The following is a 17,760-nucleotide window of genomic DNA, read 5'->3' as shown; positions in this document are numbered from 1 at the left end:
TCATAGAGTTAAGAATCTCATCAAATTCATTTTTGTTAGGGATATCAGCAGGTTGAATTCGGGTTTCAATACGGGGGGTTTAAGCTCCCTGATCCATTTTGGAGTGTCTTCAAGAGCCCATTTTGAAAACTTTTTCAAGAAAACTATATATACCTTAATACCGCCTTTTTTGATATTACGTTCATCTTCCATGTAAATGAGGAACATATCAAAGTCATCTTGTGTAAGTTAGGTTAGAGTTTTGTCTATTCCAAAGTCCAGTAACCTTTGACAAAGGCGAGTTCCTATGTTGAGATTATTCAAGAGAGTGAGAAAATAGCTTTACGCAAACCTTCGCGCCGCAGGAAGATTAAAAAATGCTTGAGTAATTGTTTATTCACGTCTGAACATTCGATTCATCAAGACGGTCATATGCACGCTTCAAATCATCAGTTGTCCCGTGGATATCTTCCATATCTACTATGAGGAAAAAAACAACAATTGGTAAATACATTGTGTTGCCATTGCAAAAGGAAAGTTCAAGAATTAGGAGGCAGGCTTCGACTCAGACTGGCAGAGTTTTGGGGTACGCCAGTTTACCTCCATAAAAAGTAAGAAAAATTATCGGAGTTTTAAATGCATCTTATCGTAACGGAAAAAAATATAGCAGCGAGGAGGATAGCTGCGATTCTGGCTCCAAAAAGTCCTAAAAAGGAAAGAGTCAGCGGAGTAGACGTATACCGGTACGAAATTGGTTCCGGCGAAAGCAGACAGGAAACTGCAGTAGTAGGGCTTTCCGGCCATATTGTCGGGATAGATTTTCCAAAAGAGTACAACAACTGGCAGAAGGTTGACGCCAGAGCCCTGATAGACGCCGAGATTACAACAACCCCAATCAACCGGAAGATAGTGACTGCTTTAAAGAGCCTTGGAAAAGAAGCAGACAGAGTCACGATTGCAACTGACTACGACCGGGAAGGAGAACTTATAGGAGTTGAAGCTCTGAACATTCTAAAACAGGTTAATCCACATGTTCCTTTCGACAGGGTCCGTTACAGCGCAATAACTCCAAAAGCAATTGAAGCCGCATTCGCAAATCCTACAAACGTTGATTTTAACCTGGCAGACGCAGGTCACTCCAGGCAGGTAATTGACCTTGTCTGGGGAGCCGCCCTTACCCGATATATTTCCCTTGCCGCAGGCAGGCTCGGGAAAATGTTTCTTTCCGTGGGAAGAGTACAGTCCCCAACCCTATCTCTTATAGTTGACAGGGAGAAGGAGAGAAACATCTTTGTCCCGACCCCTTACTGGGAAATCCACGTTGAACTTGAAGACGCGGCAAAGGAGACTTTTTCAGCCCAGCACTCCACCCGCCGTTTTCTGGACAAAGAGGAAGCTTTAAAGGTATTCAAGAAGCTGGGAAAAAAAGCGGAATTAAAGGAAATAGAGAAAGGGACAAAGACCGACCAGCCCCCAACTCCTTTTAATACTACAGGCTTTATCAGCGCGGCGAATTCAATAGGACTCAGCCCTGCAAATGCCATGCGCATTGCTGAATCTCTTTACACGAACGGGTACATTTCATACCCAAGGACAGACAATACTGTTTATCCCGAAACTCTTGACCTCAGGGCTCAAATTGAGATTTTCAAAGAGGGACCTTTCAGGGAATACGCAAACGCCCTGCTTGAGAAAGCCGAACTTGTCCCCACGCGCGGGAAAAAAGAAACCACAGACCACCCACCTATCTTTCCTGCTTCCCTGGCAAAGGAAGCTGACCTCAAAGAAGAGGAATGGAAAGTTTACGAGCTTGTGGTCAGGCGCTTTTTTGCAACCTTTGCAGGACCCAGCATATGGGAAACCATGCGCCTGAAACTTGACATCGAAGGAGAAGAGTTCAGGGCAAACGGAGCAAGGCTTCTCGAACCCGGCTGGCGCTGGTACTACCCGTATAACGCCCCTGAAGACAGGCTGCTTCCCGAACTAAAGGAAGGCGACGTATTAAAAGTGATAAAGAAAGAGATGCTGGATAAAGAAACCCAGCCTCCGGGCCGCTACGGACAGGGCAGGTTAATCAATATAATGGAAGAGCTCGGGCTCGGTACAAAAGCCACCCGGCACGAGATTATCAGCAAGCTCTATTCCAGAGCTTATATCCACGGAAACCCGGTTCAGCCCACAAACACCTCGTTTGCCGTAATGGATACCCTTGAAAAATATTCTCCCACGATCACAAAGCCGGATATGACCAAACTGCTCGAAGAAAACATGGACAAAATCGCAGAAGGCAAAATACAGGAGGACACTGTCCTTGAAGAGTCCAGGGAGATGCTCAAGCAGGTTTTTTCGGAACTTGACAAGAATAGGGATAATATTATAGAGTCCCTTCAAGCAGGCCTCAGGGAAGACAAAATCATAGGTAACTGCTCCTTATGCGGAAACGAACTCATGATCCGCCGTTCTAAAAGGGGCAGCCGTTTCATAGGCTGCAGCAACTATCCCAACTGCACTTTCTCCCTGCCCCTGCCAAAGAGCGGACAGATCATAGTCACCGATAAATTCTGCGAAACTCACGGCCTGCACCACATCCGCATAATCAATCAGGGAAAACGAGCCTGGGACCTCGGCTGTCCGCAGTGCAATTTCATAGAATGGCAAAAAGCCCAGCAGGAAGAGCAGGCACAGCAGCCGAAAAAAGAAAAACCCAAGTCCATCAAAGACCTCGAAGGCGTGGGAAAAGCCACCGCAGGAAAACTTGAAGAAGCCGGGATTACAAGCGTGGAAGCCCTTGCCGAAGCAGACCCTATAGAACTTGCAAAAACAATAAAGATCAGTGTAAAGAAGGTCAAAAACTGGCAGACCTCATGCAACGGCGGCACAGTTGAGGACTTGTAAGAATAGTCCTCAATCACCTTTGTTATTTTTGTTTATTTTTAGAGCTCATCCTGAAGAGTAAAACTTTTTCCGGGTTTAGAAGTATTTTTAAGAGAACAAAAACGGAAACTTTTAGAAAAATATTTAGCTATTCCAATCATCAAGAGTAGTATGTCTACGGTTTCAAGTTCTTCTGTTATAATGACTACTCAAGCAATACCTGGAGAATTACTCGTTACAGCGTTCTTTGTTTTAATTATCGGCTTCTTCTGTCTATTTTACAGAAAAAAGAGGAAATAATATTGCTTAAATTTCTTTTCGACAGAACAATCCAGACAAAAGATAAAAAGAAAAGAATGATCCGTGAATGGACCGAATAAAAGATGAACCTATTTATAGTACGAGACTGCTTTATAATTGTTAATTTGTAAAAAAGTTATCCAGAGGTTTATAACTTGGCAACCAAGAAACAGAAGGCAGCAAAACGAGATAAGATTGATAAGGAAACGAACAACAAAACTAAGAAACCAGTTGAGGAAGTTAAGCAACCGGACAACAAAATAAAAGTTCAGGATAAGAAAGGAAAAGGAAGATAAAAAAGAAGAGATTTAAGTAAAGACTTTCTTTATCATCTTATCTGTAAACCATTTTTTTGCATTCTTGAATACTTGAAAATCAAAAAAGAGAAGGAAGCTTATAAACATTTTTTATTGAGTTACTTTTTTACAAATATTTTTAACATTTATAACTCAGAAATTCACGCTTTCCCTGTGCCCGAACTCAATGCTGTAGTCCAGATAATAGACTAGACTGGGTTCTATTTTTATCATGATAGTATCCGGATCTGGCGGCAAATCTGCAATAACAGGGAATTTGGCTGCCATGATCTCCCCGACTTCACGCAGTTCATTCTCATCGGCAACTATTGATGCCCTGCCTTCGACCTGAAGTGCCTGCATATCAAACCAGTCAGGATCATCCTCATCAACGGTAAAGGCTACCTGCGGGTTTTGCATGATATTCTGGACCTTTCGGGTGTTTTTATTGGTTGCCAGATATACGATTTCGTTTTCGGAAACATAAGCCATTGTATGAGCCATAGGGCTTCCCTGAGGGCTTACGGTTGCAAGGTTCAGGTAATAGTGCTTTGCAAGGTAATCACGAATCTTATCTTTAAGCTCTTCTGTCATACTCCCCACCAGAATGTTATAATTTTCAGTCAGACCTCATTCGTGAGGTCTTCTCATATCGATCCATTCAGATATTATTTTCCAGCTTATTTTAAATGAGATTAGGGGAAAAAATCCACTGATAATCTACTGATATTTGCAATCCTTTCCCTATACAAATTATGAGGCAAAATTAATAAATTTTACTTATAAATTGCAGATCTCGCAAAAAAATATCCCTGCGTAGTAATTTCCTGCAAAGTTTACCAGGGCTGTACATGTTTTAGTCTTTTTCCATAAGAAATCAGAAGGTAATGGGCTAAATTGCAGACACAATTATCAGGAAAAGGGAGTATAACTTTTCCAAAAAGGAAAAAGAAATTAAAACGAGAGAAAAATTAAATAAAAAATAGAAGGAGTGAGATAGAAGGAGTGTTACGATTTTCGTTTCTTCACGCACTCTTTGAGTTTTTCTTCAAGCTTGATCCGGGAGATAAAAACTCCGAACTGGGTTGCAATTGTTTCAATAACCGTACGCACACTGTCCGAAAGTTCATATTCCATTCTTGAGGCAAGATAAAAAGCAGCAATAACCTTTTTTCCGTTTTTTACAGGAATTATTGCCGTAGCTCTGAGGTTTTCCTGTCTAAGTGCATCGTCTTTAGAAGTAAGAAGAAGATCTATGTGCTGCTTGTAGACAGGCTGCCCTATCATAACAAGTTTGGTATTTGGAGAATTTGCACTGTAATAAGAAGCATTCTCGATAAAAGTAGGAGAGAGGCCACGATAGATAGCAAGATTCATATCCCCGGTCTCTTCATCAACCAGATAGATACCACCGGCATTAATCTCATCTATCTGAAGGCACGAGTCAAGCAGGAGATCAAGGGTTTCGTCCAGGTAATTCGAAGTGCTCAGCGCAATTCCAAGATCCCTCTGGATATAGAGCAGTTTCTCTTTTCTTTTTCTTTCGGTAATATCCAGAATTATACCTTTAAGGTATTTTACGACTCCATTTTCATCGGCTTCGATAAAGGTTCTCTCATCAACCCAGCGTACTTCTCCTGATTTTGTCAGTATCCGGTATTCCTGGGAAAAATCAACGTAATCTTCTTCAATCCTTCTTGAGAGCTCTCTTTCGACCCTCTCCAGGTCGTCAGGATGCACAATGTTTCCGTAGAGAAGCTTTCCTGACGTAAACTCTTCTACCGTGTACCCGAACTGTTTTACATTTTCAGAGACAAACTCTGCAGGCCAGTACTTTTCCGGACGCCACAGAAATACAGTAACAGGAACCTTGTTTATTACTGAGATCAGCTCTTTTGCCATCTCAAGTGCACTGCATAAAGCTATCTCATTAAGATATTTGCAGGGTTTTTGCCTGCTGCCGTTTCCGTTTTTAGCCGAATTTGAAGCCGCTTTAGCCATTTTAGTCCTCGCGCGAAACCTTTTACAGGAAGCTAGGAGAAAGTTTCGCATATTTAGTCTTTTTGCTACAACTACATAGAAACACGCAATAAATTAAAAAGATTGTGATTTGAATCTTCAAGAATATCATGCATAGGAGGCTTGATCAGGCTTAAACCATGATATTTCTAAACACAGGAATTTATAGAAAAAAGTAAATTCAGAGGGAAAAATATATAAATCAAACTTGAGTGAAGTTTTTTCGCAGGTAAGATTTACAGAAGGAAAAATATCAAGTGAATCTTTTCATAAACTTACTTTTAATGTCTTTATCCTGCCAGCCATCTATGATCTCCCGGACAGCTGCATCTCTTACAAATTCATCTTTATCTTTAAGAGCTATCTCTTTAATAAGAGGAAGAGTGCCCGGATCAGTATGCCAGATTTTTGCAAGCTCCTGAACTGCGGTAATCCTTACGAAGTTATCTTCATCATTTAGCAGTCTATCCCTTACAAGTCTGAGAGTATCAGGCCTCTCGTGCCAGCCTTTTACAAGCTCTTCCATGGAGTTTTTCCTGACAGAATAATGTTCATCAGAAACAGCTTTTTCCATGATCAGCTCAAAGGCTCCTGGTTCTTCAGGCCATAAGGAAGCAAGCAGACTGACCGCGGTTCCTCTTACCATATTATCCTCGTCGCGAACACATCTTTCCCTGATAAACTCCAGAATTTCAGGAACGTCATGCCAGCCATTTGCAAGTTCCTGAATAGCAACTCCCCTTACAGAATAGTGAGCATCCTTTACTGCCCTTTCTTTTATAAAAGGAAGGATATTTTCCTTGCTGGACCATTTTCCTGCCAGTGCCTGTAAAGCCACACTCCTTACAGAATAATGTTCGTCGTTCACGGCTTTATCCATTACCAGCTGAAGAACCTTTGGTTCCTCATACCAGTGTTTTGCAATGCTATGGACTGCAATAGCCCTGACAAAACCATCCTTCTCCTCTACAACCCTGTCTGTTATAAAATCCAGACTGCAGCAGTTTTTGCCCCAGCACCCGGAAAGCTCCTGAAGAGCTGTGCTCCGGACAAACTTATCTTTTGAATTCTCAGCCCAATCCCTTAGAAGCTCGATAATTTCAGGCATATTCTTCCAGTTCTCTGCAAGTTCTCTTACAGCAGCCCTTCTTACTTCGTAATTTGCATCCTCAATAGCCCTTTCTCTAACAAGGGACAAAGTTTCTGGTCTTTCTTTCCACGAACTTGTCAGTTCCTTAAGGGCGGTCTTTCGGACCGAGTAGTGACTATCACTGATAGCTATATCTTTTATAAAATCAAAAATATCCTCACTGTCACGATAGTTTTTTGCAAGTGTGAGAAGAGCTTCACGTCTAACCGCATGATTCCTGTCTTTTGTTGCCCGATCTTTAAGCGACTCCAGAGACCTGGAAGAAACCACCTTCTTTTCTTCAGAATCTCCAGAGGAATGAGATATAACATCTTCAGGCATCTACTTCCACCTATTTATTGTCCACAACTAATTTAATATCTACCAGAATAAGATACACTTAAATAATATATTCATATTTGCTATTTAAATCATACTTAAAAAATGTTTTACTGGTAAACGTTTAATCTAAAGTTTTGTAGGCAGTGGAGAGTGTTTCTTAATCTGATTGATGGTTACTTTTAGGTTTTAAGAGTATCGAGAATATATTTTTTAGAGTATACAATTCGAGGAATCAAAAAACTCTGGTTACGAAGAAATTTTTTGGTTTATTTTAAGCTTGATTTAACTCGAGAAGTCAACTTGGAAGGTAGAATTAATATATCAGGAGGCATCTTCATAAATATTATTTAAAAAAATTGAGTATTTTTAAACATTACTGCTAAATGATAAAGAAGGCAGGGGGATTAACTGATATGGAAAACGATCTCCAGGGAGTATTGAAAGGGCAGAAAATAGCTTATTTTTCTATGGAAATAGGACTTCGCAATGAAATCCCGACATATGCAGGAGGACTTGGAGTGCTCGCCGGCGATACAATCCGCTCGGCTGCAGACCTCAGTATTCCTCTTGTAGCAGTAACTTTGGTTAGCAATAAAGGATATTTCAGGCAGAGCCTTGATGCCTTCGGGACCCAGACAGAACAAACTGAAGAGTGGGACCCTTCTAATTTGATGACCCGGCTCCAGCAGGAAGTGAGCGTCAAAATTCAGGACAGGGATGTCAAAATTCAGGCATGGCACTACAACTGCAAAAGCCTTACCGGAGGCTGCGTACCTATTATTTTTCTCGACACCAATGTAGAGGGGAACTCATGGGATGACCGCAGGATTACGGATTTTCTTTATGGGGGCGACCATACATACAGGCTCAAGCAGGAAATCGTGCTCGGGATAGGGGGAGTTCGTATGCTTGAAGCACTTGGCTTTAAGGTCCGAAAATATCACATGAATGAAGGGCACTCAAGCTTGCTTGCTCTGGAGCTTTTGAAACGTAATGGTAAAGATCCTGCTAAAGTAAAGGAGCTCTGTATTTTTACCACTCATACGCCTGTAGAAGCAGGGCATGACAAGTTCGATTACGGGCTTATTGAAGACCAGATTAGGGATAAAAATGATGTGGATATCCTTAGAAGATTTGGAGGGGCAGACCGTTTTAACACAAGCCTTTTTGCCCTCAACCTGTCCGAGTATGTCAATGGAGTTACAAAAAGGCACAGTCGAGTCTCAAGAGAACTCTTTCCAGGATATTCAATCCAGGCAATAACAAACGGCATCCACTCCTATACCTGGACCTGCCCTGCTTTCAGGCAGCTTTTTGACCGCTACCTGCCTGGATGGGCAAACGAACCCGAACTCCTGGTAAGAATAGGAGGAATCCCTGATGATGAAATCTGGGAAGCCCACTGGAGTGCAAAAAAAGACCTTATAGATGAGGTTAACAAAAGAACAGGGGCAGGCATGGACTATGAAACCCTGACCATAGGTTTTGCAAGGCGCATGACAGCGTATAAGCGGGCAACCTTAATCCTCTCAGACCTTGAAAGGCTTAGGAAAATAAACAGGAGAGGCAGAGTTCAGCTTATCTTTGCAGGAAAAGCCCACCCGCATGATGAGGCTGGAAAACAGCTTATAAGAGATATTTTTAAAAGTATAGAAACACTCCGGAATGAAATAAAAATCGTCTTTCTGGAAAACTATGATATGGATCTGGCAGCGAAACTGGTTTCCGGAGTTGATGTCTGGTTAAATACCCCTACTCGCCCTTATGAAGCTTCGGGTACGAGCGGCATGAAAGCTGCCCATAACGGGGTCGTAAATTTCAGCGTGCTTGATGGCTGGTGGATTGAAGGATGGATCGAAGGGGTAACCGGCTGGTCAATAGGCCCTCAGCCCGAAGAACATATTACCGGGGAAGAAGCAAGGCTCGCTGAAATTGACGACCTTTATAACAAACTCTACTATATCATAGTTCCCACATATTACGACCGCAGAGACGAATGGTTTAAACTGATAAATAACTCGATAGGTATGATTGCCTATTATTTCAACAGCCACAGGATGATGCGGCGTTATGTTACGAATGCATATCTGTAAAAAAGTTTATAATTCTCTAGAGTTCAGCCTTTTAACTTTTTCACGGGCACTTTCTGCTTTTGTTTTGATCCCTTTACTCTCCCAGAGGCTGGCTGCAATCTTAAAAGCATTTTCTGCACCTTTAAGGTTTCCAAGTTTAAGGAATACGTTACCCTTTTCATACCAGGCTTCTGCATAATCGGGCTTAAGGTGGGCTGCCTTTTCAAAAGCATGCAGAGCCTCCTTTTCCGAACCGGCCTTAAAGAGGACTTTTCCACGAAGCTGCCAGGCTTCGGCATTTTCAGGTTTTATCTCAAGAGCTTTTCTAAAAGCCTGCATAGCTTTTTCCTGCTCTCCAAGCCTGAGATGGAGTTTTCCTTTTTCAAAGAGAGTATCCGGATTGTCAGGGTTTTTTTTCAGAGACTCTTCGGATTCTCCAAGCTTTTCTTCACACAGGCGCAATCTGGCAAGTACTGCGTCCTTACCTTCCCATGCATTCTTCTGCACAGGGTTCAGAGAAATCGACTTTTCGAAAGCCTCAAGCGCGTCCCGGAATCGCTCAAGTTTTGTTAGAATAAACCCGAGATTAGTCCAGAGTCCTGCATTTTCAGGGTTAATTTCGGAAGCTCTCTCAAATGTCTCAAGAGCCTCTTCATAACGCTTGAGTTTCAGCAGGGAATTTCCTTTATGAAACAGGACTGCGAAATCCTGGGGATTTTCTTCAAGCACACGGTCAAAAACCTGAATCGCAAGTCTTAGTCTTCCCTGTCTGTAAAGAGTCACTCCTTCTTCATAGAGAGTTTTCGTCCCTGTACTTTCCGGACTTCTTTCATCTTTCCCTGCACTTTCTATATTCTCTTTTTCAAGTCCTGTTTCAGAGAGGTATCTGAATTCTACTGAGTCCTTCTGGTCAGGCCTGGAGTCAAGATATATAAACTCCTCTTTTGGAACGAAGGACTTACAGATCCAGCCTGGCTCAGCCTTCCTGTTTGTAATAACACAGTATCCATTCATGTACTTAGAACAAACTCCGCAGCAGTAGATGTGCCTCTCAAGCCGGTACCTGATCTGGTCAAGCTCAGTAGTGACCAGTCCCTGGTTCATCCTCGTTTTGAAGGTTTCATAAGGGATGTTCTTTATTTTGATATAGACTGTTGAAGGAGCCGGAGGGTCCCATTCATAAGTCTTTTCAGTTTGTTTTTTGCGGATCATAATTACGAATCGTAGTTACTATAGGTTTGGTTTTGTGGAATCTGGTTTTGTCGAAGTTTAGCTTTGTTGAAACCTGCATTTTATGAAAAATCGGAATATATAGAAATTTGTCTGGTCTCAGAGTATTCCAAGCCTGAGAATATAAGCCTTTTCAAACCTGTAATTATTTTTTACGTTCATTTCAAGTTCTGCAGGATGATACATGTAAAGCAAAAAAGAAATGCTAAAAAGACTCACAAGAGATGTTAAAAAAGAAACTAACCGGTATTTTCCGGTTATTAACTCAAAAACCTTGCAGCAACATGGAAAAGAAATTACGTGGAGGGAGTATCCATAGTTTCCGGGCTGAGGCTAAGCTGAGTGCTGAAAGTCCACCAGTCGCTTTTACCGCTTTCCGTGCCTTCCGAACTTACAGACCAGACTCGCCAGCGGTACTGGTCTGTGCCCTCCGGAAACTCAAAAGAGTAGCTGGTTCCGGATATCCCGGAGACTACATCTGACCCGGAAGATTCCGAAAGCCACTGACCCGTGTTTGAATCATACGAGTCAATTTCTACCGTGTAGTTTGCAGCACCCGAAACCGTTTCCCATATTAGTGCAGCCTGTGTCGCAGAGTTATCGAATACATCTCCGCTGGTAGGGGAGATCTGTTCCGGAGTGGAGACAGGCTCAGAAGAGGCCGGCATGGAAGGTTCTTCCACATATATGACTTTGGTAGCACTGACACTGCCCGCTCCGTTTGTAGCTGTCAGGGTATAAGTGGTGGTTTCTTCAGGGAATAATCTCTGGCTGCCACTCAGACCTGCAGTCCCGATCCCTGGATCTATGGAAACTTCCGTAGCTTCGGAAACACTCCAGATTAAATTGGAACTCTCTCCTTTCGCGAGGACATCAGGGTCTGCATTAAAAGAGACGATAGAAGGCAAGTTCTCAGAAGGCAAGTCCTCAGAGGGCAGGTTATCAGAAGGCAGGTTATCAGAGGATGACTCCTCTTCCTGAACCGGCAGACTTTCAGTCTGAGGCATCACATTTTCTTCCATAGATGAAGAATTTTCCTCCGTAGATGGGAGATCTCCTTTAACTGTAACCGTACAGTAAGCTGTGTCTTCTTTATCACCATTTGAAGCTGTAAGCTTATATGAGGTAGTGTCTGCAGGAGATACATTCAATGTACCGGTAGGCTCTACAGTTCCGACACCAGGCTCTATAGTAACGTTTGAGACCCCGGAAACATGCCAATTCAGGACAGCACTTTCTCCTGGTCTAACTAAGTCAGGACTTGCATCAAAAGAACTGATAAGCATATCCTCCTCTTCAACCGTAACCGTACACATGGCTATTTTTTCATCCCCGTCTCCTGAAGCCATTAATTTGTAAGTTGTTGTTTCAGAAGGAGATACGGAAAATGATCCGCTTGAGTTTACAGCTCCGAGATCAGGTTCTATAGTAATATTCGTTGCCCCTGACACTTCCCATGTCAGAACGGAAAGCTCTCCTGGCTCGATAACTTCAGGACCGGCATCAAAAGAATCGATTCCTACAGTTGATGCAGGAAACAGGACCTTAAGAGCGATGGCTATACTCAGGATTGTACCAAGTAATTTTATGACTTCTGGCAATGATTTCCATAAAGTCTTTAAATGACCCAGTGCTGACTTTTTACTGTCCTTCTTTTCCATAAAGATACTCCGGATTACCTGCAAATTATCATGGAGTGGTCAATTATCATCGAAAAAAATAATTCTTGTCATGGGAGAAATAGGCTAAGAGTCTTGTTCAAGAGTTAGCTTTCATTAAAAGATTTATATTCATTATTGATTTCCCATATTAATGTTTAAATTTAAACGTTCGGTATCCTCTATCTAGACTGTAACTGATACTTCACGATGTGCAGGTCCTTAATTTTGCGTTTTTTTAGCCGAAGCAAAGATTATATAAGTGGTTTAATATTTTCATATATATTAATTTCGGCATATAATTTGAATAAATAACAACGGGTTCCCTAAAGAACTGAACACTTATATCGATATTTAGGTTAGCTTTTACATCAGTTTTTTTAGATCAGCTTTATTAAAAAATATAGACATCCTATGGAGTAATTTCAAAATAAATAATAAAGATTGGATTTACTTGATGAGTAAAATGTACCCGTTCAATATCTCTGCACAGTCTTTTCAGGCAGATATCTGCTTAAAGAGCCTGATTTTCAATAAAAAATTCATTGACCCAGGTTTAAAACATCAAACAAATTAACGAAGAAAGATTGAAAAGTAATTTTAATTTGCTAAAAAGTAACTGCGCAGTCGAGAGTCGTCAAGAGATATTTATATCCATACTTGCTAATAATATAATTATATAAAAAGGTAGTAAGAGAGGTAGGTTTATGAGCCATAGAAGAACACATGGAGTTCCCGCACTGTTCTCTTTCTTCATTCCTGGTCTGGGTCAACTTGTGAAAGGGCAGGTATCCAAAGCGTTTGGCGTCTGGGCAGCCCTGCTGATCAGCGCATTCATGAGCGTTATCGGAATTGGATTTTTGATGGGAATAGTCGTCTGGATTGCGCAGATTTACGATGCCTATAATGCATAATTACAATAGAAAAATTACAATGGAAAATGCGTGATTCATTCAACGGCTGAAAAAAATATTAAAAAGGGCTGAAATAACTTAAATAAAAGTTCAAAATAAGCAGAGTAAAGTAAAATTGCTCAGATATAATCGGAAATAGTAATCGGATACGATATCGGATATATTTTCACTGGTCTCCACTGGTCTCTTTTTCCAGTTTATTCAGCTCCTGGATCCTCAACTCCACGATATCCATAGCATCTTCAAAGAGCTGCCTGTTAATCTCTATCCCGAAGTATTTTTTGAGTTTCTCTTCAGGAGGCATTGTTGAGCCTGCAGAAAGGTAGGCAATGTAATTTTTGTTGAAGATTTCAGGTTTTTCTTTGTATTGTTTGAAAAGGGCGAGAGTTATTGCTTTTGAAATCGCATAGTTGAAAGTATAGTAGTTATTTGTCAGGTAAATGTGGTTGATATAGGTCCATTCCGCAGAATCTTCTGTATAATATTCAACGGACTCGCTCCTGTATTCTTTAGAGAGATCTGTCCAGAGAGCGTTAAGTTCAGCTCCACTAACGGTTCCATTTTTACTACTTTTCTCAGCGCAGAGCTGGTGTGCTTTATATTCGAATTCCGTAATCATGGGCTGGCGGGTAAAATAATTCTGATATTCGCCTATATGCTGGGCAAGCACTGCAACTGCTGTTTCTTTATCGGAATTTTCAATTATATAATCAACAAAGAGTTCTTCATTGAAAGTGGACGGAATCTCCATTTCGTAGATCTGACCTGAACAATAAAAGTAGTCTACAGAATTACCAACCAGATAGTAATTAATCCCGTGCCCCAGTTCGTGAGTAAGGGTTTTCTGGTCGCTGATAATGCCGTTATAATTCATAAAAATCAGAGCAGGAGACTTCAGGGCACTGAGTCCGTAACAGTAACCTCCGGGCTGTTTTCCATGCTCAGGGTCAGGATATACATCTATGAAATTCCCGGTTGCCATTTTTAAGAAAATCTCATTGAAACGAGAATCCATCCCGGAATAGGATTTCTGGACCTCCTGTAAAGCATCTGTGTAAGTATAGTTTTTACCGGGTTGGTCCGTTAACTGCAGCATAAGGTCGTACGGCCTGAGCTTCTCAAGCCCGAGCTTTTTCCTCCTGAACTCGTTATAATTCTCAAATATGTGTTTTCTCTTCTTGAAAACCGTACTCATGTCGTCAACCTGATCCTTTGTGAGATAAAGGTCATACAGGTTGGATTCATAAGAGTCCCTGTAGTTCAGCTCTCTTGCAATAAGGTCGTCAAGTAGGGCTTTTTCAGAATAGAGAGAAGCCATAGAATCTGATTCATTTATCAGGTGGTAAAACCTCTGATCATAACACCTTTTCCTGTTTTCCCGGTTCTGGTCTGTTGAAAGCAGAGTATTGTAAGACTGGGAATTAACCTGAAATTTCTCTCCACTCTCAAGGGTTATACTTCCTGCCATCGTGACTTTATTAGTAATTTCAGAAACAGCTTCAGTTTCCAGTTTCATACGTTGATTTTCAATATCTGCAAGATATATAGCCTGGGCTTCATTCATTGGCCTGTGCTCTATAAACCTCATATATGTTGCTTCAAGATAAGGCCGATATACCTCAAGTCCGGGTTCTTCGAAAAAGAGCCTGTCCCACTCCTCTTTATTGAGCGAGGTAAGTTCCACGGTTGCAAATGCGCTGGCCATTTTGTGTTCTGTAATCAGGTCCTGAGACTCTGTGAGAAGAGAATTAAAGAACTGGTCATTCACGTTTTTACTTAGTTGAGTATATGCGTATATATAGAGGACATCAACAGACCTTGAGAACTCCTTTTCAGTTTCCAGATAATCCAGTAAAACCTTCCCGGATAGTCTTTCAAATTCCGGTCGGAAAGTCTGACTTATTTCTTCAGATTTCTTTTTTAACTTTCCAAGATCTTCTAAGGCATCTTCTCTGCTGTTGAAAAGATAAGAATCGTTCCACTCCGTAGTAACCTCATCAGGGTTAATCTCTTTATTTAGTCCCATAAAATTTTACCCCAAATAACTATCAATCTATAATTATGAACCTAATCCTTATGTCTGAGAATATATATGGACTGATTCATATTAACCTGATGTCCAGAAAATATTCAAAAATGAAATCAAAAACCTCAAAATTATAATTAAGATCGGCTGAGCACAGATTAAGAAGAAGAAATAAATTTAAAGGAGAAAAACAGTCCAGATTAGATTATTTTCATCCAGGTCAGATTATTTATATATGCTCTCTTATTAAGTGTTTAAAAAGACAAGTTCTCAGAAAGATAAGTTCTTAAAAAAGGTAAGTTTTATGGACTGTAGAAGAACACATGGAGTTCCCGCCCTATTTTCTTTTTTCGTACCCGGTCTGGGTCAGCTTATAAAGGGACACTTTTTCAAGGCACTCTGTATCTGGATAGCTTTTGCGGTTACAGGAGCCATGCATATTATCGGGACCGGAACTATATTATGGCTGATTATCTGGGTCTGGCAGCTTTATGATGCGTATAATGCCTGAGAAATAAGTAGTAAAAGTCTGGGAAGGGTAAGATTATAGTAAAGCAGCTTACTTAGCTATGCACTATGCTCTTTTTGAAAATTGAATAATGGAATACTATTTTTGATTTATTCTCTGAATCGTTCTTATCGGCTGATGTCAAGCCGTCCATCCTCAATTTTACTATCAATATCTATCAAAATCTATCAAATTGATAGAAAGAAATATACGGAATAAACTGTCAATATCTATCAAAAAATACCAAATTGATAGAAACTGATAATATGAAACTCCCGGAAGTCCCTGAATTTTCAAAAAAAGCCCTGGAAGGAGCAGGAAAATTATTATATGATAGCCAAACTGCAGAGTTAACCCACAGATACAACGAAAGGTATCTGCACTGGGAAGAATTGAAACACAGAAAACTTTCGCTTGATCCTGCAATATTATGGAACCTGATGAAAGTGTCCAGAGAATTAAAAGCAAAATCCATAAAATTTGGGAACTGGGTTTTCAAGTATAACTTAATAGATGAATTTCATGAAAGACTCCATATCCTCGATAAATCTGCAGCAGGAAATCTTCTAAGCAGCCTTGAAGCTTTACAGGACAATAGAAGGAAATACATAATCAGTTCCTTGATGGAAGAAGCAATAGCTTCAAGCCAGATTGAGGGTGCAGCAACTACGAGAGAAGTTGCAAAAAGGATGCTGCAGGAGGACAGGAAGCCAAAAAACAAAGATGAAAAAATGATTGTAAACAATTATGCTACAGTAAAGCATATAATGGATTTAAAAAACGAAGCCCTTACTCCTGAAAAAGTTCTGGAAATCCACAGGATGATTACAGGTGGAACGCTTGAAAAACCCGAATACGAAGGCAGTTTCAGAGAAACAAATGAGATTGCGGTTTATTCCCATGATGGGACACTACTTCACAAACCTATTGAATATCCTGAAATTCCGAAGCTGGTTAGTGAATTGTGCGATTTTGTCAGCAGCAAGGATAAAGATTTCATTCATCCCGTGATAAAGGGAATAATCATCCATTTCCTTATCGGATACATCCACCCCTTTAACGACGGTAACGGCAGGACTGCAAGAGCTCTTTTCTACTGGTATCTTCTCAAAAACAATTACTGGCTTTTCGAGTACATGGCAGTCTCAAGAGCGATAAATAATTCAAAAAAACAGTATCGAAATGCTTACCTCTATACCGAATCCGATCGGACCTCGAATGATTTCGGAGATCTCACATACTTTATCAAATACAACCTCAACTGCATACAAAAAGCCCTTGAGGACACTCTGGAATACCTGGAAAGAAAACAAAAAGAACAGTCTCAAGCCCTAAAAATTATTACCGAATCAGGGGACCTTACTTTAAGGCAGGCAGAAATCCTCAAACAGTTCTTGAAGCAGCCTGAAAAACCCGTCACAATCAAGGAAATTGTGACCATTTACAGCATTGCATATGCCACTGCAAGAAGCGATCTGTTCCAGCTTGAAAACTTGGGTTATGTTGAGAAAAGGAAGGCTGGGAAAGAGTTTATTTTTGTACTAAAGAGGAGGGTTGATAGAAGTGATTGATCCTTCCTTATTATAATGTCTTATCGGTATTTTCGTACCATTTCCCCCTGCCATTCAGTCTCCGGCCACCCTCCAAAGCCTCTCAGCATATTAATTTCATCAAGATAATCCAGTATCTCTTTCACCGAAAAACCAAGGTCCCTCAGTACACATCCGAGAACCGTGCCTGTCCTTCCTATCCCGCCCAAACAGTGGACAACAATTCCTTCTCCTTCATCCATCTTTTTTCTTATTGCATCAGTTGCCTGTCTGATAAGCCGCTCCTCTCTTTCAGGGTCATCAGGGTCATAACCGAAATAAAGGTCCTCCAGTTCTGCACAGAATAGCACTTTTAGAGGATAGGGGTTGTAACAAACCTCTGAACTGCTAAGACAGACTACGTTTGAAAAACCAGCCTCACCAATTTTCTCCCATGGTGTAGCCTTCCTCGGACGGGACATGCCAGCAAGAAGAACAGGCTCTTTAAGCACGATATAGAAATTCAGGGGGATTCGGATACCTTCTATTGAAGGCATTTCCCTTGGACTCAATAAAGAGGGTATCATGCTAAGAGTATGAGAAGCAGAGATATAAATTTTCATCAGTTGATTTGTGGTGGCTGGAGGGTTGCAGAGTGAACTACCCGCTAAATCTAAGATTTAACGGGCTTCCTGAATCATAGATGACCTTTTGGCATCTCAAACAGGCTTTAATTCCGGTAGTCCCTATCGTATTGAGTTCTGTCCATTCGTCCGTTACGGCTTTACATGAAAACGAACTGATACAGTTTATCTATTCAAGACCATTAACGCCTGTGATCTGTTCTATCTTGAAAAATTGGGTTACATTGAAAAAAAAGGATG

At 41.0% G+C, this 17,760-nt stretch carries 14 protein-coding genes; 6 read left to right on the top strand and 8 right to left on the bottom strand.

Annotated elements, in window-relative coordinates; translation table 11 throughout:
* Window positions 1-207: a hypothetical protein gene (locus tag MSHOH_RS12710; RefSeq protein ID WP_048140119.1), complete on the bottom strand. Its 207-nt coding sequence runs from the start codon at window positions 205-207 to the stop codon at window positions 1-3.
* Window positions 208-615: 408 nt separating this feature from the next.
* Between MSHOH_RS12710 and MSHOH_RS12705 the strand changes: the two genes are divergently transcribed.
* Together MSHOH_RS12705 and MSHOH_RS23835 are read left to right on the top strand one after the other, a co-directional pair.
* Window positions 616-2,874 carry a DNA topoisomerase I gene (locus tag MSHOH_RS12705; RefSeq protein WP_048140117.1) on the top strand — a complete coding sequence of 753 codons (2,259 nt, stop codon included), beginning with the start codon at window positions 616-618 and terminating at the stop codon, window positions 2,872-2,874.
* 434 nt (window positions 2,875-3,308) lie between these two features.
* Window positions 3,309-3,449, top strand: a complete 141-nt coding sequence (locus tag MSHOH_RS23835; protein ID WP_158024154.1) for a hypothetical protein — start codon at window positions 3,309-3,311, stop codon at window positions 3,447-3,449.
* Between the two features lie 153 nt (window positions 3,450-3,602).
* Here the strand turns inward: MSHOH_RS23835 and MSHOH_RS12700 are convergent, their stop codons facing one another.
* The 3 genes from MSHOH_RS12700 to MSHOH_RS12690 all read right to left on the bottom strand — a co-directional run bounded on the left by MSHOH_RS12700 (window position 3,603) and on the right by MSHOH_RS12690 (window position 6,939).
* A complete protein-coding gene (locus tag MSHOH_RS12700; RefSeq protein WP_048140115.1) occupies window positions 3,603-4,043 on the bottom strand; it encodes a pyridoxamine 5'-phosphate oxidase family protein in 441 nt (146 codons plus the stop codon).
* 414 nt (window positions 4,044-4,457) lie between these two features.
* Window positions 4,458-5,450 (bottom strand): GAF domain-containing protein, encoded by a 993-nt coding sequence (locus tag MSHOH_RS12695; protein ID WP_048140113.1) that lies wholly within the window; start codon window positions 5,448-5,450, stop codon window positions 4,458-4,460.
* 271 nt (window positions 5,451-5,721) lie between these two features.
* Window positions 5,722-6,939, bottom strand: a complete 1,218-nt coding sequence (locus tag MSHOH_RS12690) for a HEAT repeat domain-containing protein (protein ID WP_048140112.1) — start codon at window positions 6,937-6,939, stop codon at window positions 5,722-5,724.
* A 413-nt stretch (window positions 6,940-7,352) separates the two neighbouring features.
* Between MSHOH_RS12690 and glgP the strand changes: the two genes are divergently transcribed.
* The gene (glgP, locus tag MSHOH_RS12685) at window positions 7,353-9,032 is read left to right on the top strand and encodes an alpha-glucan family phosphorylase (RefSeq protein ID WP_048140110.1); all 1,680 of its coding nucleotides are present in this window, start codon (window positions 7,353-7,355) and stop codon (window positions 9,030-9,032) included.
* Window positions 9,033-9,038: 6 nt separating this feature from the next.
* Here the strand turns inward: glgP and MSHOH_RS12680 are convergent, their stop codons facing one another.
* Together MSHOH_RS12680 and MSHOH_RS12675 are read right to left on the bottom strand one after the other, a co-directional pair.
* Complete coding sequence (locus MSHOH_RS12680) at window positions 9,039-10,223, bottom strand: tetratricopeptide repeat protein (protein WP_048140108.1); 1,185 nt, start codon at window positions 10,221-10,223, stop codon at window positions 9,039-9,041.
* 314 nt (window positions 10,224-10,537) lie between these two features.
* A complete protein-coding gene (locus MSHOH_RS12675; protein ID WP_048140106.1) occupies window positions 10,538-11,902 on the bottom strand; it encodes a hypothetical protein in 1,365 nt (454 codons plus the stop codon).
* Window positions 11,903-12,606: 704 nt separating this feature from the next.
* Between MSHOH_RS12675 and MSHOH_RS12670 the strand changes: the two genes are divergently transcribed.
* The gene (locus tag MSHOH_RS12670; RefSeq protein ID WP_048140105.1) at window positions 12,607-12,813 is read left to right on the top strand and encodes a hypothetical protein; all 207 of its coding nucleotides are present in this window, start codon (window positions 12,607-12,609) and stop codon (window positions 12,811-12,813) included.
* A gap of 166 nt (window positions 12,814-12,979) precedes the next feature.
* Here the strand turns inward: MSHOH_RS12670 and MSHOH_RS12665 are convergent, their stop codons facing one another.
* A complete protein-coding gene (locus tag MSHOH_RS12665; protein WP_048140103.1) occupies window positions 12,980-14,839 on the bottom strand; it encodes a M3 family oligoendopeptidase in 1,860 nt (619 codons plus the stop codon).
* 304 nt (window positions 14,840-15,143) lie between these two features.
* Between MSHOH_RS12665 and MSHOH_RS12660 the strand changes: the two genes are divergently transcribed.
* Window positions 15,144-15,350, top strand: coding sequence for a hypothetical protein (locus MSHOH_RS12660; protein ID WP_048143459.1), 207 nt, complete (start codon window positions 15,144-15,146; stop codon window positions 15,348-15,350).
* Between the two features lie 263 nt (window positions 15,351-15,613).
* Window positions 15,614-16,918 carry a Fic family protein gene (locus tag MSHOH_RS12655; RefSeq protein WP_048143458.1) on the top strand — a complete coding sequence of 435 codons (1,305 nt, stop codon included), beginning with the start codon at window positions 15,614-15,616 and terminating at the stop codon, window positions 16,916-16,918.
* 20 nt (window positions 16,919-16,938) lie between these two features.
* Here the strand turns inward: MSHOH_RS12655 and MSHOH_RS12650 are convergent, their stop codons facing one another.
* The gene (locus MSHOH_RS12650; protein ID WP_239450961.1) at window positions 16,939-17,463 is read right to left on the bottom strand and encodes a protein-tyrosine phosphatase family protein; all 525 of its coding nucleotides are present in this window, start codon (window positions 17,461-17,463) and stop codon (window positions 16,939-16,941) included.
* Between the last annotated feature and the right edge of the window lie 297 nt (window positions 17,464-17,760).

This window comes from Methanosarcina horonobensis HB-1 = JCM 15518 (genome assembly GCF_000970285.1).
GTDB lineage: Archaea > Halobacteriota > Methanosarcinia > Methanosarcinales > Methanosarcinaceae > Methanosarcina > Methanosarcina horonobensis.
This window is presented reverse-complemented; position numbering and strand designations above follow the sequence as displayed.

Bases quoted from the DNA above. Each gene is read 5' to 3' on its own strand.
- MSHOH_RS12700 (WP_048140115.1), bottom strand. From the start codon at position 4,043: ATGACAGAAGAGCTTAAAGATAAGATTCGTGATTACCTTGCAAAGCAC.
- MSHOH_RS12675 (WP_048140106.1), bottom strand. From the start codon at position 11,902: ATGGAAAAGAAGGACAGTAAAAAGTCAGCACTGGGTCATTTAAAGACT.
- MSHOH_RS12670 (WP_048140105.1), top strand. From the start codon at position 12,607: ATGAGCCATAGAAGAACACATGGAGTTCCCGCACTGTTCTCTTTCTTC.
- MSHOH_RS12660 (WP_048143459.1), top strand. From the start codon at position 15,144: ATGGACTGTAGAAGAACACATGGAGTTCCCGCCCTATTTTCTTTTTTC.
- MSHOH_RS12665 (WP_048140103.1), bottom strand. From the start codon at position 14,839: ATGGGACTAAATAAAGAGATTAACCCTGATGAGGTTACTACGGAGTGG.
- glgP (WP_048140110.1), top strand. From the start codon at position 7,353: ATGGAAAACGATCTCCAGGGAGTATTGAAAGGGCAGAAAATAGCTTAT.
- MSHOH_RS12695 (WP_048140113.1), bottom strand. From the start codon at position 5,450: ATGGCTAAAGCGGCTTCAAATTCGGCTAAAAACGGAAACGGCAGCAGG.
- MSHOH_RS12680 (WP_048140108.1), bottom strand. From the start codon at position 10,223: ATGATCCGCAAAAAACAAACTGAAAAGACTTATGAATGGGACCCTCCG.
- MSHOH_RS12655 (WP_048143458.1), top strand. From the start codon at position 15,614: ATGAAACTCCCGGAAGTCCCTGAATTTTCAAAAAAAGCCCTGGAAGGA.
- MSHOH_RS12650 (WP_239450961.1), bottom strand. From the start codon at position 17,463: ATGATACCCTCTTTATTGAGTCCAAGGGAAATGCCTTCAATAGAAGGT.
- MSHOH_RS12710 (WP_048140119.1), bottom strand. From the start codon at position 207: ATGTTCCTCATTTACATGGAAGATGAACGTAATATCAAAAAAGGCGGT.
- MSHOH_RS12690 (WP_048140112.1), bottom strand. From the start codon at position 6,939: ATGCCTGAAGATGTTATATCTCATTCCTCTGGAGATTCTGAAGAAAAG.
- MSHOH_RS12705 (WP_048140117.1), top strand. From the start codon at position 616: ATGCATCTTATCGTAACGGAAAAAAATATAGCAGCGAGGAGGATAGCT.